This window comes from Kribbella pratensis (assembly GCF_004365355.1).
Taxonomy (GTDB): domain Bacteria; phylum Actinomycetota; class Actinomycetes; order Propionibacteriales; family Kribbellaceae; genus Kribbella.
On the sequence record NZ_SODP01000004.1, the window covers coordinates 229240 to 243688 of the forward strand.

Annotated in this window: 14 protein-coding genes; 9 read left to right on the plus strand and 5 right to left on the minus strand. The window is 67.5% G+C overall.

The window, feature by feature from the left end; translation table 11 throughout:
• Nucleotides 1–49 precede the first annotated feature (49 nt).
• Complete coding sequence (locus tag EV653_RS35485; protein ID WP_134109881.1) at nt 50–790, plus strand: SDR family oxidoreductase; 741 nt, start codon at nt 50–52, stop codon at nt 788–790.
• Here the strand turns inward: EV653_RS35485 and EV653_RS35490 are convergent.
• From EV653_RS35490 to EV653_RS35505, 4 genes are all read right to left on the minus strand, one after another.
• Nucleotides 779–1078: a thiamine-binding protein gene (locus EV653_RS35490; protein WP_134109884.1), complete on the minus strand. Its 300-nt coding sequence runs from the start codon at nt 1076–1078 to the stop codon at nt 779–781. The two genes, EV653_RS35485 and EV653_RS35490, sit on opposite strands and share 12 nt — an antisense overlap.
• Nucleotides 1075–2643, minus strand: a complete 1569-nt coding sequence (locus tag EV653_RS35495) for an MDR family MFS transporter (protein WP_134109888.1) — start codon at nt 2641–2643, stop codon at nt 1075–1077. Before EV653_RS35495 ends, EV653_RS35490 begins: the two co-directional genes overlap by 4 nt.
• Nucleotides 2640–3251 carry a TetR family transcriptional regulator gene (locus EV653_RS35500; RefSeq protein ID WP_134109891.1) on the minus strand — a complete coding sequence of 204 codons (612 nt, stop codon included), beginning with the start codon at nt 3249–3251 and terminating at the stop codon, nt 2640–2642. Before EV653_RS35500 ends, EV653_RS35495 begins: the two co-directional genes overlap by 4 nt.
• A 71-nt stretch (nt 3252–3322) precedes the next feature.
• The gene (locus EV653_RS35505) at nt 3323–4786 is read right to left on the minus strand and encodes an aldo/keto reductase (RefSeq protein ID WP_134109894.1); all 1464 of its coding nucleotides are present in this window, start codon (nt 4784–4786) and stop codon (nt 3323–3325) included.
• A 64-nt stretch (nt 4787–4850) separates the two neighbouring features.
• Here EV653_RS35505 and EV653_RS35510 point away from each other — a divergent pair, with 64 nt between their 5' ends.
• The 6 genes from EV653_RS35510 (at nt 4851) to EV653_RS35535 (ending at nt 11640) form a co-directional block, all read left to right on the plus strand.
• Entirely contained in the window at nt 4851–5393 is a 543-nt protein-coding gene (locus EV653_RS35510) for a hypothetical protein (RefSeq protein WP_134109896.1), read from the plus strand.
• A 71-nt stretch (nt 5394–5464) separates the two neighbouring features.
• The gene (locus tag EV653_RS35515) at nt 5465–7015 is read left to right on the plus strand and encodes an ABC transporter substrate-binding protein (RefSeq protein ID WP_202871983.1); all 1551 of its coding nucleotides are present in this window, start codon (nt 5465–5467) and stop codon (nt 7013–7015) included.
• Nucleotides 7016–7017: 2 nt separating this feature from the next.
• Nucleotides 7018–7980, plus strand: coding sequence for an ABC transporter permease (locus EV653_RS35520; RefSeq protein ID WP_255511223.1), 963 nt, complete (start codon nt 7018–7020; stop codon nt 7978–7980).
• Nucleotides 7977–8873, plus strand: a complete 897-nt coding sequence (locus EV653_RS35525; RefSeq protein WP_202871985.1) for an ABC transporter permease — start codon at nt 7977–7979, stop codon at nt 8871–8873. Before EV653_RS35520 ends, EV653_RS35525 begins: the two co-directional genes overlap by 4 nt.
• Nucleotides 8870–10003, plus strand: coding sequence for a serine hydrolase domain-containing protein (locus EV653_RS35530; protein WP_134109903.1), 1134 nt, complete (start codon nt 8870–8872; stop codon nt 10001–10003). Before EV653_RS35525 ends, EV653_RS35530 begins: the two co-directional genes overlap by 4 nt.
• Complete coding sequence (locus tag EV653_RS35535) at nt 10000–11640, plus strand: ABC transporter ATP-binding protein (protein ID WP_134109906.1); 1641 nt, start codon at nt 10000–10002, stop codon at nt 11638–11640. Before EV653_RS35530 ends, EV653_RS35535 begins: the two co-directional genes overlap by 4 nt.
• Here EV653_RS35535 and EV653_RS35540 read toward each other — a convergent pair.
• The gene (locus tag EV653_RS35540; protein ID WP_134109909.1) at nt 11637–12611 is read right to left on the minus strand and encodes a LuxR C-terminal-related transcriptional regulator; all 975 of its coding nucleotides are present in this window, start codon (nt 12609–12611) and stop codon (nt 11637–11639) included. The two genes, EV653_RS35535 and EV653_RS35540, sit on opposite strands and share 4 nt — an antisense overlap.
• 102 nt (nt 12612–12713) lie before the next feature.
• On the opposite strand from EV653_RS35540, the gene EV653_RS35545 reads away from it, so the two are divergent.
• Together EV653_RS35545 and EV653_RS35550 are read left to right on the plus strand one after the other, a co-directional pair.
• Nucleotides 12714–13160: a MarR family winged helix-turn-helix transcriptional regulator gene (locus tag EV653_RS35545; protein ID WP_134109914.1), complete on the plus strand. Its 447-nt coding sequence runs from the start codon at nt 12714–12716 to the stop codon at nt 13158–13160.
• Entirely contained in the window at nt 13157–14371 is a 1215-nt protein-coding gene (locus EV653_RS35550; RefSeq protein ID WP_238160670.1) for an MFS transporter, read from the plus strand. Before EV653_RS35545 ends, EV653_RS35550 begins: the two co-directional genes overlap by 4 nt.
• Nucleotides 14372–14449: the final 78 nt, after the last annotated feature.

A 14449-nucleotide genomic window follows, 5' to 3' on the forward strand; every position in this document is an offset into this window, starting at 1 on the left:
GGCTGAGCGCGGCCTGGTTGCCGTCGGCATCCGGTCGCAGGCTGGAGACATGAAAACCACAGGGAACACGATCTTCATGACCGGCGGTACGTCGGGTATCGGCCTCGAGCTCGCCCGCCGGTTCCGCGACCTCGGCAACACCGTGATCATCAGCGGCCGCCGCCAGGAGCTGCTCGACACGATCGCCGCCGAGGACGGCATCGAGGGTATCTACCTCGACGTCGCCGACCCCGCCTCGATCACGGCCGCCTTCGAGAAGGTGACCGGCGCTCACGACGTCAACGTGCTCGTCACGATGGCCGGCATCATGCAGATCGAGGACCTCCGCGACCCAGGTCACCTGCCGACCGCGGAGCAGACCATCGACATCAACCTGCTCGGCACGATCCGCGCTGTCGCCACCTTCACACCGTACCTGCTGAAGCAGACCGACCCGGTGATCCTGACCGTTTCGTCCGGTCTCGCCTCGGTGCCGCTGACGATCACCCCGACGTACAGCGCCACGAAGGCCGCGATCCACAGCTACACCCAGAGCCTGCGGATCCAGCTCGCGGACACCGGCATCCAGGTGATCGAGCTCGTCCCGCCGGCGGTGCAGACCACGCTGATGAACCAGGAGAACGACGAGCGCGCGATGCCTCTCGACGAGTACCTCGACGAGACGATGCGCATCCTCCAGGACCAGCCCGACGCCGAAGAGGTCCTCGTGGACCGGGTCCGCTTCCTCCGCCACGCCGAACGCGAGAACCGCTACGAAAACGTCCTCGGCGTCCTGAACTCAGTCCACTAATGCCTGCTCGATGCGCTCGACCTTCGCGGTGAGCTGGCCGGTGTACCCGGGCCGGATGTCGGCCTTGAGGACGAGGCTCACGCGGGGCGAGACGGCGGCGACCGCGTCGACGGCCTGTTTCACGACGGCCATCACCTCGTCCCACTCGCCCTCGATGTTCGTGAACATCGCGTTGGTCTCGTTGGGAAGACCGGAGGCGCGGACGACGCGGACGGCCTCGGCCACCGCCTCGCTCACCCCTCCGGTCTCGTCACCGGCCGACGGGCTGATGCTGAAAGCGACGATCATGCGTCCAGTTTGTCAGGCTCCTCGGCAGCGCGGCGCTCGGCTCCAGATGTGGTCAGCAGCGCCTTCTCCTTGATGAACAGGACCGCGACCAGAGCGAGGATCGCGAACGGGACCGACATCATGAACAGGTCGGCCGTCGCGTCGCCGTACGCGTTCTCGACGACCGTGCGGACCTGCTCCGGCAGGTCCTTGATGTTCGGTACGGCGCTGCCGCCCGACGAGGCCCCGCCCGGGTTCAGCGTCTCGGTGACCTTGTTCGCGAGGATCGCGCCGAGCACGCTGACGCCGATGGTGCCGCCCATGCTGCGGAAGAAGCTCACCGCCGAGGTGGCGGCACCCAGCTCCCGAGCCGGTACGTCGTTCTGCGCGGCCAGCACCAGGTTCTGCATGACCAGACCGATGCCGACACCGAGCACGAGCATGAACCCCCACAGCATGTACTTCGACGTCTGAGCGTCGATCGTGCCGAACAGCGCCAGCCCGATCGGCAGCAGCACGCTGCCCACGATCAGGTAGATCTTCCACCGGCCGTACTTCGTGATCAGCCCACCGGCGATCGTCGACGCGACCATCATGCCGATGATCAGCGGCAGGCTCATCAGGCCGGCCTTGGTCGGCGAGTAGCCCTGCGCGATCTGGAAGTACTGGGCGAGGAACACCGAGCCGCCGAACATCGACACACCGACCAGCGCGCTGGCGATGATCGACAGCGTCACCGTCCGGTTGCGGAAAAGGTCCATCGGGATGATCGGCTCAGGGTGCCGGCGCTCGACCAGCACGGCGGCCACGAGCACGACCAGCGCCGCGCCGACCAGTCCGAAGCTCCAGCCGGAGACCCAGTCGAACTTGTTGCCGGCGAACGAGGACCAGACCAGCAACGTACTCACGCCGCCCATGATGAGGACCGCGCCCCACCAGTCGATCTTCACTTCCCGCCGTACGGTCGGCAGCTTCAACGTGCGCTGTAGCAGGATGATCGCCGCGAGCACGAACGGGACCCCGACGAGGAAGCAGGCCCGCCAGCCGAGCGGGGAGTCGACCAGGAAGCCGCCGAGCAACGGCCCGCCGACCGTCGCCGACGCGAAGATCGCACCGAAGATGCCCGAGTACCGGCCGAGCTCGCGCGGCGGGATGATCGCCGCCATCACGATCTGCACGAGCGCGGTCAGACCGCCGCCGCCCAGGCCCTGCAGCACGCGGCTGCCGAGCAGTACCTCGATGTTCGGCGCGAAGCCCGCGACCAGCGAACCGACCACGAAGAAGCCCAGCGACAGCTGGACGAGCAACTTGTTGTTGTAGAGGTCGGCCAGCTTGCCCCACAACGGCACGGTTGCGGTCATCGTCAGCAGCTCGAGCGTGACGACCCAGGTGTACGACGATTGGCTCGCGCCCAGGTCGTGGATGATCCGCGGCAGCGCGGTGGACACGATGGTGCCGGCCAGGATGGCCACGAACAGCCCCATCATCAGGCCGGACATCGCCTGCACGGTCTGCCGCGGGGTGAGTGCAACGGTGGCGGTGGCCTCACCCGCCGCCGGATCCGGCGTGGATGACGTCGTCGTCATGACTGACCTTTCGGGTCGAAGGCAGGATCGATGCCTTGGGCAAGTAGTTGGAAGCCTTCGCGGACGAACTCGAGGACGGGGCGGCCGGGCGCGGCCTTGTGCAGCTCCATCGCCACCCGGCAGGCCGCGCCTGCCGCGCTGACGATCAGCGCCGGACGGGTGGAGCCGGCCGGTTCGCCCATCCGTTCCGCGAGGGCGGCGGTGAGTTGCCGCTCGTCGTCGATGCTCGACAGCATCAGCTGGTACAGCAGGGTCGGGGAGCTCATGATCAGCTCACCCCGGCGGGACAGTTCGCCGTCGCTCTCCAGGTCGCGCAGGACGTCCTGGACGGCGTACCACATCGTGGTCAGCGGCGATTCCCCGGCGGGCGCCGTCCGCATCCGGTCCAGCGCCCGCTCGAGGTGCTCGGGATTGCGCCCGAGGATCGCGTGCTCCTTGTGCGGGAAGTAGTTGAAGAAGGTCCGCACCGACACGTCAGCCGCCTCGGCGATCTCCTCGACCGTGACGTGATCCGGCCCCTTCTCCAGCGCCAGCCGCAGCGCCGCATCGGCCAGCGCCGCGCGCGTCTGCAGCTTCTTGCGCTCCCGCAACCCACCCTCAGCCCCCACACGATCGAGGGTAAGAAAAACTTGCAGCCAGTGCAAACTATTAATCCTGCAACTTTGCAGGCCTGCAAGTATCAGCCCTGGCGGCGGACGAACTGCGGGAGCCGCAGGATGTTGTGCGGGTACGGGAGCGGGCGGTCCGCGGCTTCGGTCAGCCGGTCCATCTGGTCGTCGGTGAGTGCCCAGCCGGTTGCGCCGAGGTTGTCGGCGAGCTGCTCCGGAGTGCGCGCGCCGATGATCGGCGCGGTCAGCCCCGGCCGTTGCACGACCCAGCGCAGGGCGACCTGAGCCGGAGTACGGCGTACTTCGTCGGCCACGGCGCGCACCGCGTCGAGGACGCGCCAGGTCCGGTCGTTGTCGTGGGCGTCCCAGTCGGCCTGGTTGCCGCGGCTGCCCTCAGGCGGACCGCCGGCGTCCTTGCTGTACTTCCCGGACAGCCAGCCGCCAGCCAACGGGCTCCAAGCGATCACGCCGGCGCCCTCGGCGAGGCAGACCGGGATCAGGTCGAGCTCGGCGTCGCGGTCGAGGAGGTTGTAGAGCGGCTGCAGGCAGACGTACGGCTCCCAACCGTGCCCGCGGGACAGGTCGATCGCCTTCTGCAGCTGCCATCCGGTCAGGTTGCTCGCTCCGATGAAGCGGACCTTCCCGCTCGTCACGAGAGCGTCGAGGGTGCTCAGCGTCTCCTCGAGCGGGGTCGCGTCGTCGAAGACATGGATCTGGTACAGGTCGATGAAGTCGGTCTGCAGCCTCCTCAGACTGTCCTCGACACCCGCCAGGATGTGCTTCCGCCCGGCACCACGAACGGGCTGGCCCGGCCCGGCTTCGCCGTACACCTTGGTGGCGATCACCAGGTCGTCGCGATTCCGGTTCTTGAGCCAGCTACCGATGATCTCCTCGGAGGAGCCGGCCGAGTACGTGTCGGCGGTGTCGATCATCGTGCCGCCGGCGGCGACGTACTCGTCCAGGATCCGGTGGGCGGTGGGTTCGTCGGTCTCACTGCCGAACGTCATGGTGCCGAGGCACAACTCGGTGACCTCGAGGCCGGTCCGGCCGAGGAAGCGCTTGTCCATGCGGTTCAACGTATCCGCAACCGGGATCCACGCCGGTACTTTTCGGCGGTACTCCGTGTACTGCACGCCGTAGCGCTGCTGTAGCACTGGCTCCTCGTAAGCCTTCACGAAAGCGGCCATCACGGCCCACGCGATCACGCCGTACCCGAGGACCCGCCAGTCGAGGAACAGGAGAGCCTGCCCGAGGATCGCGGTGACCACGCCGACGTACATCGGGTTGCGGACGAAGCGGTAGTCGCCGCCGACCACGAGTTCCTCCGTCGGCGCGACCGGCGCCGGCGTACCGCGGCCTTCCCGGACGAAGCGGACGAAGGCTCGCAGTACGACGAACGCACCCGCGGCCACGATCACGAAGCCGGGCCAGAACCTCGGCGCCGCCCAGCCGCTGATCCACCACGGCAGCACGCCGCCCACCACACACGGCGCCGCGAAGAAGAACACCGTGCTGCCAAGGATGGCTCTGACCATCGGGAATCCCTTATAATTAATAGGAAGCCTCCGACACGGTTCCCGTGTGCGGAGGCTCTTTCGTATGACGACTCTTCTCTACAAAGCCGCCGGCGAAATCCGCGGTGACGACATCCTGCCCCTGAACGACCTGCGCGTGCACTACCCCGACCTCTACGAACGCCACTTCGCGAAGTACGCCGACCGCCCGCAGCGCGCGAGCGCCCCGGTCTATCCCCTCGACTGCACCTGGGCCGACGTCGTCTTCCTGTCACCGGTCCACCCGGCCCCGATCTTCGAAGCACTGCACGAGTCCGGCCGGATCGGCCCCGCCGTGATCAAGTACTGGACGCTCGACGCCGAGCTCCTCGACCCGGCCAGGACGTGCATCCTGCTCAAACGCCACGATCCCGCGCAGCGCCCGCAACCGCCCGAGGACTTCATCCCGTACTCCGCCGACGCCGCCGCCGCGCTCTCCACTCCGTCGGAGAAGGCGCTCCACCGCCTCCGCAACCTGAACGCAACCGAGCCGCTGTATCCCTGGGCCGACATCCCGCACATCCTGCACCGCGGCCCGATCCCCAAGCGCCTCTTCCGGACCAGCACCGGCACACCCGTGGTGAGTTGATCGCCAATTGGAGTTCGAGTCTGGTAAGAAATTGACTTAGGGTCGACCCACCCAATGCCGAGGAGGATCCTGTGTACAAGGTCAGCCGCACCGGCAGTCGCGCGCTCAGTGCCGGCGCCGCGGTTGCCACCGCCACCCTGCTGCTCGCAGGGTGCTCAGGCAACGCGTCCCAGGGCTCCGGGTCGGCCGGCTCCGACTCCACGTTGGTCTTCGGCATCACCGCGGACCCGACCCAGATGGTCCCGTGGACCAGCACCTCCGAGCAGTCGATCCAGGTGCTCTCGCAGGTCTACTCGACCCTTCTGGACACCGACGCGGACCACAATCCGGTCGCCGGCCTGGCGGAGCTCCCGAAGATCTCCGCCGACGGCATGACGTACACCTTCGCCCTGAAGAAGGGCCTGAAGTTCACCAACGGCTCCGCGCTCGACGCCACCGACGTCAAGTACACCTTCGACAAGATCATGGACCCTGACTCCAAGGCCAGCTCGAGGTCGTACTTCGCCTCGGTCGCCAGTGTCCAGGCGCCGGACCCCAACACGGTCGTGGTGAAGCTGAAGAAGCCGGACGCGTCGTTCCCCGTCGGGCTGACCGGGGTCAACACCGGCATCGTCCCGTCGGACGTCCCGGTCGACAGCTTGGAGACGAAGCCGGTCGGCTCCGGCCCCTACCAGTTCGTCGGCCGTACGCCGAACGAGTCGATCACGCTGCAGCGCAATCCGGACTTCTCCGGCGGCAAGCCCGGCGCGGCCAAGCTGGAGTTCCGCATCATCCCCGACGACCAGTCGATGGTCTCGGCGCTGAAGACCGGATCGGTCGATGTGGCGGTCTTCGACAACCCCGTGACGGCCAAGACCGCGACGTCGGACAAGGTCAAGGTCGACACCGTCTCCTCGCTGCAGTACCACGTGTTGCAGCTCCGGGCGGCGGCTCCGGTGCTGGCCAACGTCAACGCCCGGCTGGCGATCCAGTGCGCGATCGCCCGCAAGGAGGTGGTCGACTCCGCCGCGCTCGGTGCGGGCGACGTCACCGGCCCGATCACCTCCCCCGAGTTCAAGTCCGACCCGAATGCCCAGCCGTGCGCGACGCAGGATCTCGCGAAGGCGAAGGACTACCTGGCCAAGGCGGGCAAGCCCGGCGGATTCGCCCTCAACCTGATCACGTCGCAGGGCCTGTACTCGACCGCGGTGAACGAGGCCCAGAACGTCCAGGCCCAGCTCGGCAAGGTCGGCATCAAGGTCAACGTTCAGACGCTGGACTCGAACACCTATGTACAGAAGTGGCTCGCGGGAGACTTCGAGGCCGCCATCGCGCAGAACGGCGGCAGCGCCGACCCGAACACCATGTACGCCCGGTACTTCACATCCACCGGCAGCTACAACAAGGTGGCCGGCTACAGCTCGCCGGAGCTCGACAAGTTGTTCGCCGAAGGCATCGCCACCACCGACACGGCCAAGCGGCAGGCGATCTATAAGGAGCTGTCCGAGCAGCTGGTGAACAACGCGGCGTGGGTCTGGTTGTTCACGCCGAAGGAATTCATCGCGGTCAACACCAAGGTCAAGAACTTCGAGGCGCGCAGCGACGCGAGCCTGTCGACGCTCTGGAAAGCCTCGCTGTCCTGATGATGTACCTCCGTCACCCCATTACCCGACGGGTCGGTGAGGCCGTCCTGACGCTCGTGGGTGTGTCCGTACTGACGTTCGTGCTCCTCCGCGTTGTCCCCGGCAACCAGATCACCGCGTCGTACGGAACAGCTGCCGGTGAGCTGTCGCCGGAGCAGGTCCGGTCCCTCGAGGCGTACTACGGCCTCGACAAGTCGCTGCCGGTCCAGTACTTCGACTGGCTTCGCGGGGTCCTGACCGGCAACCTCGGCGTCTCCACCACCTCGCACGTCAGCGTGGCGCAGCTGACCGCGCAGGCGTTGCCGAACACCCTCGAACTGGCCGTGCTGTCGATCCTGGTCGGTCTCCTCCTGGGTGTGCCGCTGGGCGTGCTCGCCGCGAGCCGTCCGGGCAAGACCCGGGACAACCTCACGCAGTTGAGCAGTCTGCTGGCGTTGTCCGTTCCGTCGTTCCTGCTGGCCACCGTCCTGGCCAGCTGGCTGGCCAACAACTTCGGCTGGTACCCCAACGGCGAGGGATTCCGCACACTCGTCCAGGACCCCGGCCTGAACCTGCAGCAGATGATCCTGCCGGTCCTGGTGCTCGGCATCAGCATCGCTCCGCCCGTCCTGCAGACCACGCGGACAGCGATCCTGGCCATCCGCGCCGAGGACTACGTCCGCACGGCCCGGGCCAAGGGCGTGCCCGCACGACGCCTGCAAACCAGGCACATTCTGCGCAACGCCCTGATCCCGGTGGCGACGATGACCGGCCTGCAGTTCGGCTTCCTGCTGGGCGGCGCCCTGGTTGCCGAGCAGATCTTCGCTATCCCGGGGATCGGCCGGCAGGTCCTGCTCGGCCTCACCCAGAAGGAGTACGCCGTCGTGCAGAGCACCGTGCTGATCATCGCCACGATGTTCGTGCTGGTGAACCTGCTCACCGACCTCGTCTACCGCGTCGTCGACCCGAAGGCGCGGGTCCGATGAGCGCGGCGACCGAGCTGAACAACGTTCCCGACGTCCCGATCGACGCGACGCGGCGCACGCGCGCGTGGCTGTCGGCGTTCCGGACCCCGGCAGGCGTCGTCGGCGTGATCCTGATGCTGATCGTGCTCGTCGTCGCATTGCTGTCGCTGTTCGGCCTCACGCCGTACGACCCGGCGCACCAGAACGTCGCAGACTCGCTCAAGTCTCCCGGCTCGGGCCACCTGTTCGGCACCGACCAGTTCGGCCGGGACATCTTCTCGCGGGTCTCCTCCGGACTGGCGAATTCGTTGCGGATAGCAATCGTCTCGGTGGCCGCGGCCGCCATCTCCGGAACTGTGCTCGGCGTTCTCGGCGGCTACTACCAGGGAATCGTCGACCGCATCGTCGGCGTCGTCACCAACGTGCTTTTCGCCTTCCCGTCGCTGTTGCTGGCGCTCGCCCTGGCCGCGACGCTGAAGCGCAACTGGTTGACGGTCAGCCTCTCGATCGCCATCGTCTACCTGCCGATCTTCGCCCGCGTCGCGCGCGGGCCCGTACTGACGTTGCGCTCCGCCGACTACGTGCTGGCCTCGACCGCGATCGGCCGCAGCCGGTTCTCGACGCTGTTCGAGCACGTCCTGCCCAACATGCGCGGCATCCTGGTCGTCCAGATCACCCTGTCGCTGTCCTGGGCGATCCTGACCGAGGCCTCGCTGAGCTTCCTCGGCTTCGGTACGCCGCCGCCGGCCGCGTCGCTGGGTGGGATGGTGTACGACGCCCAGACGCTGTCCAGCGTTGCGCCGTGGATGCTGCTGTTCCCGGGCATCGCGCTGATCGTGGCAGTCATCGGTCTCAACCTGCTCGGTGACAGCCTCCGCGCCGCCCTCGACCCCAGGACCGGGGGCCGTCGATGACCGCACTCGGCGACGTCGTCGACCGGCTGCTCGGTCTCGGCGACGAGCGCCATCGGTCGGCCAGCGCGATCGTCGGAGTACGGATCGGCTCGAAGAGCCAGGTGGAGGCCGAAGGCTGGGCGGTGCTTCCGGGTCCCGGCGCCGCCGGTGTCCCGATGACTCGCGGGCTCGCCCTCGACCTTGCCTCCGTCACAAAGGTTGCCTCGACGACCACGCTCGCCATGTGTTTGGTCGCGGAAGGTCAACTGGACCTCGACGCACCGGCCCGGCGGTATCTCCCCCACTTCATAGGCGAGGCGACCGTCGAACAGTTGCTGACGCACACAGCCGGGCTACAACCTTGGTGGCCGCTGTACTGCGAACCGGGCGACCGCGACGCTGCCCTGCACCGTGCGCAGGCAATCCCGCTCGCCGCCGCGGCCGGCACCACGTGGAGGTACTCCGACCTCGGACTGATCCTGGCCGGACTTGTCATCGAACGCATCACGACGCTCAACCAGGCGGAAGCCTTCCAGAAGTTGGTCGCCGAGCCGCTGGCTCTGACCGCTTCCTATGGCTCGATCCCCGCCGGGCAAGCCGTCACCAGCGCAGACAGCGACGCCTACGAGTTCCAGATGATCGCGACCGGCCGGCCGTACGCGGTTCCCTTCACCACTGAATCGTTTGACGGTTGGCGCCACCGAGTCCTCCGCGGTGAGGTCAACGACGGCAACGCCGCCCATGCGCTGGGTGGCGTCGCCGGTCACGCCGGTCTCTTCAGTACTGTCGACGATCTCCTGCGTCTGGGTGCCGCCCTGCAGAGTGGAGAGCTGTTCGGTCGTGAAGTGTTGGAGCGATTCGCACGACCGACGACTATTCAGCCTGATCAGGCGGTCGGATTTCGCCGGACTACTCAAGGACCGCTGACGTTGCTCCACCACGGCGGATTCACCGGGACCTTCTTCGCCCTCGGGGTCGAGCGTCCCGTCGTGATCGCCGGTGGTGCCATGCGTCTCTACGGCACCCTCGGCCCGCTGGGATCAGCAGTCCCCACGGATCGCCTGGTCACCGGCGCCGAGATCAACGCCTGCCTGCTGGACGGCGCCGTACAACTGCTCGATCAGTCCGCGACCGCGAGTGAGGAACGATGACCATCAGCCCCGCACCGGCTCGCGAGCTGGTTCTGAAGGTGCGCGACCTGTCGGTCACCTTCAGCACCTCGCGCGGCGAGGTGGAAGCCGTCCGCAACGTCAGCCTCGACGTCGCCGCTGGTGAGACGCTCGCGATCGTCGGGGAGTCCGGCTCCGGCAAGTCCACCCTGGTCGCGTGTGTGAACCGGTTGCTGGCCGACAACGGCCGGATCTCCGGCGGCACGATCATGCTCGACGATCTGGACCTCACCGCCGCGAGCGAGAAGCGTATGACCGCCATTCGCGGTAACCGCATCGGTCTGGTCCCGCAGGACCCGATGACGAACCTGAACCCGGTGATGAAGATCGGGGCGCAGATCGTCGAGGCACTCGAGGTCCACGGGTTGGCCAAAGGGCAGGCCGCTCGCACCGAAGCCATCCGGCTGCTCGGAGAGGCGGGCATCAGCGATGCCGAGGCGCGCTTCAACCAGTACCCGCATGAGTTCTCCGGCGGCATGCGCCAGCGGGTGCTGATCGCGATGGCGCTCGCGTGCCGGCCCGAAGTACTGCTGGCCGACGAGCCGACCTCAGCGCTCGACGTGACCGTGCAGCGCCTCGTCCTGGATCAGATGGGGCAGCTCGCCTCCGAGCTCGGCGCCGCAGTACTGCTGATCACGCACGACCTCGCGCTGGCCGCGGAGCGCGCCGATCGGGTCGCGGTCATGTATCGCGGCGAGATCGTCGAGACCGGTCCGGCCGCCGAACTCATCGCGGATCCGCAGCACGAGTACACCCGCCGCTTGCTCGCCGCCGCGCCGGGCATGGCCAGTGCGAAGGTCGCTTCGGTACGTCCTGCCGCCGGTGAGGCAGAGCGGGAGAACCTGTTGGAGCTGACCGGCGCCGTCAAGAAGTACCGCATCCGTGGCCGCCATGACCCGTTCGTTGCCGTCGACAACGTCGACCTGGTCATCCCGCGTGGACAGACCGTCGCGATCGTCGGTGAGTCCGGCTCCGGCAAGTCCACGACCGCGCGCCTCGCGCTGCGGCTCGAGGATGCCGACGGCGGCACCGTTCGCTACCGCGGAACCGACGTCTCGGCTCTGCGGGGCAAGGAGCTGATGGCGTTCCGCCGTTCCGTCCAGCCGGTGTTCCAGAACCCGTACGGCTCGCTCGATCCGCGGTACACCATCGGACAGGTCGTTGCCGAGCCCTTGCGCGTGCACAAGATCGGCGACGCCGCTACTCGTCGGAAAGCAGTGACCGACCTGCTGGACCAGGTTGCCCTGCCGGCCTCTTTCGCCGACCGCTACCCGCACGAACTGTCGGGCGGTCAGCGGCAACGCGTCGCGATTGCGCGCGCTCTCGCGTTGAACCCGGAGCTGGTCGTCATGGACGAGGCGGTCAGCGCGCTGGACGTGCTCGTCCAGGAACAGATCCTGGACCTGATGGTCTCGCTGCAGGACGAGCTCGGACTCTCGTACCTGTTCATCAGCCACGACCTGGCCGTCGTACGACTGGTGTCCCACCACGTCTACGTGATGAGCGCCGGACAGGTCGTCGAGTCCGGCGACCCGGACACGATCTTCCGGTCCCCGCGCGAGGAATACACCAAGCAGCTGATCGCCGCCATCCCCGGCCACACCCTCACCGCGGCCTAGCGGGCCAGATACCGCCGTACGTCGTCGGCGACCTGCGCGCGGCTGTCCAGCTCGTACTTGCGCAGGATCGTGCTGAGATGGGATTTCACGGTGTTGAGGCTGATCCCGAGCTCGGTGGCGAGCTGGTCGTTGTCGTAGCCCTCGACCAGCAGTAACGCCACGCCCTGCTGCGCGGGGGTGAGGGCGGTGAAGCGGCGCTCCGGGCCTTCGTCGACGTCCAGCATCATCTCGATCAGTTCGGACTGGGTCTGCTCGGCGGACCGGATCAGGGCTTCGAGGTGGACCCTGACGGCTTCGGCCATCTCGCCGGCTTCGAGCGCTTCGGCCGCCGTCGTACGCAACGAGGCGATCCGGTTCGAGAGGTACTCCATGACATGGTCGGAGGTGAGTACGTCGGGAGTGTCGTCGCCGGCCGGCAGCAGGCGCAGGGCATCGCGGTCTTCGACCTCGCGGTTCAGCACCCGGGCGACCATCTCGGCGAGCCACTCGAACGCGCGAACCGCGTTGTCGTCGTAGCTGTCCGGCTCGTAGCTCTGCATCGAGATCATCCCGTGCAGCTGGCCCCCGGGCCGGAAGAGCGGCACCGTGACGGCATCGGCCGACTGCTTGCCGGTGTCACCGCACGGTACGCCGGCATTGAGCACGGCGCCGTCGTCGTACGCGAAGCGGTAAGTCTGGCGATGCTTGAGCAGCCAGGCCGTCTGACCGTTCGGTCCGTAGGTATGCGTCGCCGGATCGTCGAACTTGCCGCCGTCGTAGCCGTACGGATAGCGCACCCGGTTCGAGCCCTGCAGGAATCCGACATAGAACGTGTCGACGCGGGCGAGCTTGCACGCAACGCCGCGGACATAGTCGTACAACCCATGATGGTCGGCGCGATCCAGCGCCTCGATCTTGTGGAACGCCTCACGCAGGATGATCGCCGTCTCGGCATCGAGCCGGAGAGCTCCCTCAGGTTTTCCGATCGGCATGTTCTCCCCCTTCCAGTATGCACCGCCTGCAGTGCCGCCCCGGACAAGTGATCTGGTTCACTTCGGTGGATATACATAGCATTCCTATGTATATTTGGAGGTGTGATTGCTACGGAGCTGACTCGGCTCGGCGAGGATGTCGTCGTCGCGTCGTCACGGTTGAGCCGGATGGCGACCCGCGACGTGAACACGCTGCCGCACGCCGCGATGCGCGTTCTCGGGCGGCTGGACGAGCTGGGACAGGCCCGGATCAGTGAGCTGGCCAAGGCCGACCGGTGTTCCCAGCCGACGATGTCCAACCTCGTCCAACGCCTGGAAGAGCAGGGTTGGGTCCGCCGTGCGGCCGACCCGGCCGACTCCCGCGCCAGCCTGATCAGCCTCACCGACGCCGGCCTCGCCGAACTGAACAGCGCCCGGCGGCAAGCCGGCGTCGCCCTGGCCTCCCGGCTTCACCAACTCTCCGCGACGGACCTCACCACCCTGGAGGCCGCGGTCGCCGTCATCCACAAACTCCTCACCCTCGAACCTCTGGAGGACACGCCCCGGTGAGCAACTCATCGTTCCTGAAGCAGCCCAAGTCCGTCTGGGCGGTCGCGTTCGCCTGTGTGATCGCATTCATGGGCATCGGCCTGGTGGACCCGATCCTCAAGCCGATCGCCGAGCAGTTGCACGCGAGCCCGTCCCAGGTCTCGCTGCTGTTCACCAGCTACATGGCGGTCATCGGTGTCGCGATGCTGATCACCGGCGCGGTCTCGAGCCGGATCGGCGCCAAGCGCACCCTGCTGATCGGCCTGGCCATCATCGTCGTCTTCAGCGCATTGGCCGGCATGTCCAACAGCATCGGCATGATCGTCGCCTTCCGGGCCGGCTGGGGCCTCGGCAACGCGTTGTTCATCGCGACCGCCCTCGCCACGATCGTGAACTCGGCAGCCGGCTCGGTCGCCGAGGCGATCATCCTCTACGAGGCCGCCCTCGGCGTCGGCATCGCGGCCGGACCGCTCGTCGGCGGTGAGCTCGGCACGATCTCGTGGCGCGGCCCGTTCTTCGGCGTCGCCGTACTGATGACGATCGCGCTGGCCGCGACCGCGTTCCTCCTGCCCGCCTCGCCGCCGGAAGCCCGCCGTACGTCGATCGTCGAGCCGCTGAAGGCACTGCGGCACCGGTCGCTGGCGACCGTGGCGATCACCGCCCTGCTGTACAACTTCGGCTTCTTCACACTGCTTGCGTTCACCCCGTTCCCGCTGGCCATGTCGGCGCGGCAGATCGGTCTGATCTTCTTCGGCTGGGGCCTGTGTCTCGCGTTCACGTCGGTGTTCGTGGCACCGCGGTTGCAGCGCCGGTTCGGCACACTGCCGGTCGCGATGACTGTGCTGCTCCTCTTCAGCGCGGACCTCGCGGTCATGGGTCTCTTCGCCCACCACAAGGCGGTGCTGGCAATCGGCGTCGTCGTGGCCGGTTTGTTCCTGGGCATCAACAACACGCTGATCACCGAGGCCGTCATGTCGGCCGCTCCGGTCGAGCGCGGCACAGCGTCCGCGGCGTACTCCTTCGTCCGGTTCTCCGGCGGCGCGGTCGCCCCGTGGCTGGCCGGGAAGCTCGGCGAGGAGTTCAACATCCAGCTCCCGTTCTACGTCGGCGCGATCGCCGTCCTCCTGGCGGTCGGGGTCCTGGCGACCGGCTGGAAGCCCCTGTCCCACCTCCGCGTCCCCACCACCCACTCCAAGGCCGAAGCCGAAGCCCTCACCACCGCCGACGCCTGACCCGCGAGCAGCCAGCCACCCCCAACGGCCCGCCCCGCCGGAGCTTGCCGGCTCGCCGCCCCCAGACTCACCCGCCGG

Coding starts and splice junctions, on each gene's coding strand:
- EV653_RS35485 (WP_134109881.1), top strand. CDS start 50: ATGAAAACCACAGGGAACACGATCTTCATGACCGGCGGTACGTCGGGT.
- EV653_RS35490 (WP_134109884.1), bottom strand. CDS start 1,078: ATGATCGTCGCTTTCAGCATCAGCCCGTCGGCCGGTGACGAGACCGGA.
- EV653_RS35495 (WP_134109888.1), bottom strand. CDS start 2,643: ATGACGACGACGTCATCCACGCCGGATCCGGCGGCGGGTGAGGCCACC.
- EV653_RS35505 (WP_134109894.1), bottom strand. CDS start 4,786: ATGGTCAGAGCCATCCTTGGCAGCACGGTGTTCTTCTTCGCGGCGCCG.
- EV653_RS35510 (WP_134109896.1), top strand. CDS start 4,851: ATGACGACTCTTCTCTACAAAGCCGCCGGCGAAATCCGCGGTGACGAC.
- EV653_RS35520 (WP_255511223.1), top strand. CDS start 7,018: ATGTACCTCCGTCACCCCATTACCCGACGGGTCGGTGAGGCCGTCCTG.
- EV653_RS35525 (WP_202871985.1), top strand. CDS start 7,977: ATGAGCGCGGCGACCGAGCTGAACAACGTTCCCGACGTCCCGATCGAC.
- EV653_RS35530 (WP_134109903.1), top strand. CDS start 8,870: ATGACCGCACTCGGCGACGTCGTCGACCGGCTGCTCGGTCTCGGCGAC.
- EV653_RS35535 (WP_134109906.1), top strand. CDS start 10,000: ATGACCATCAGCCCCGCACCGGCTCGCGAGCTGGTTCTGAAGGTGCGC.
- EV653_RS35540 (WP_134109909.1), bottom strand. CDS start 12,611: ATGCCGATCGGAAAACCTGAGGGAGCTCTCCGGCTCGATGCCGAGACG.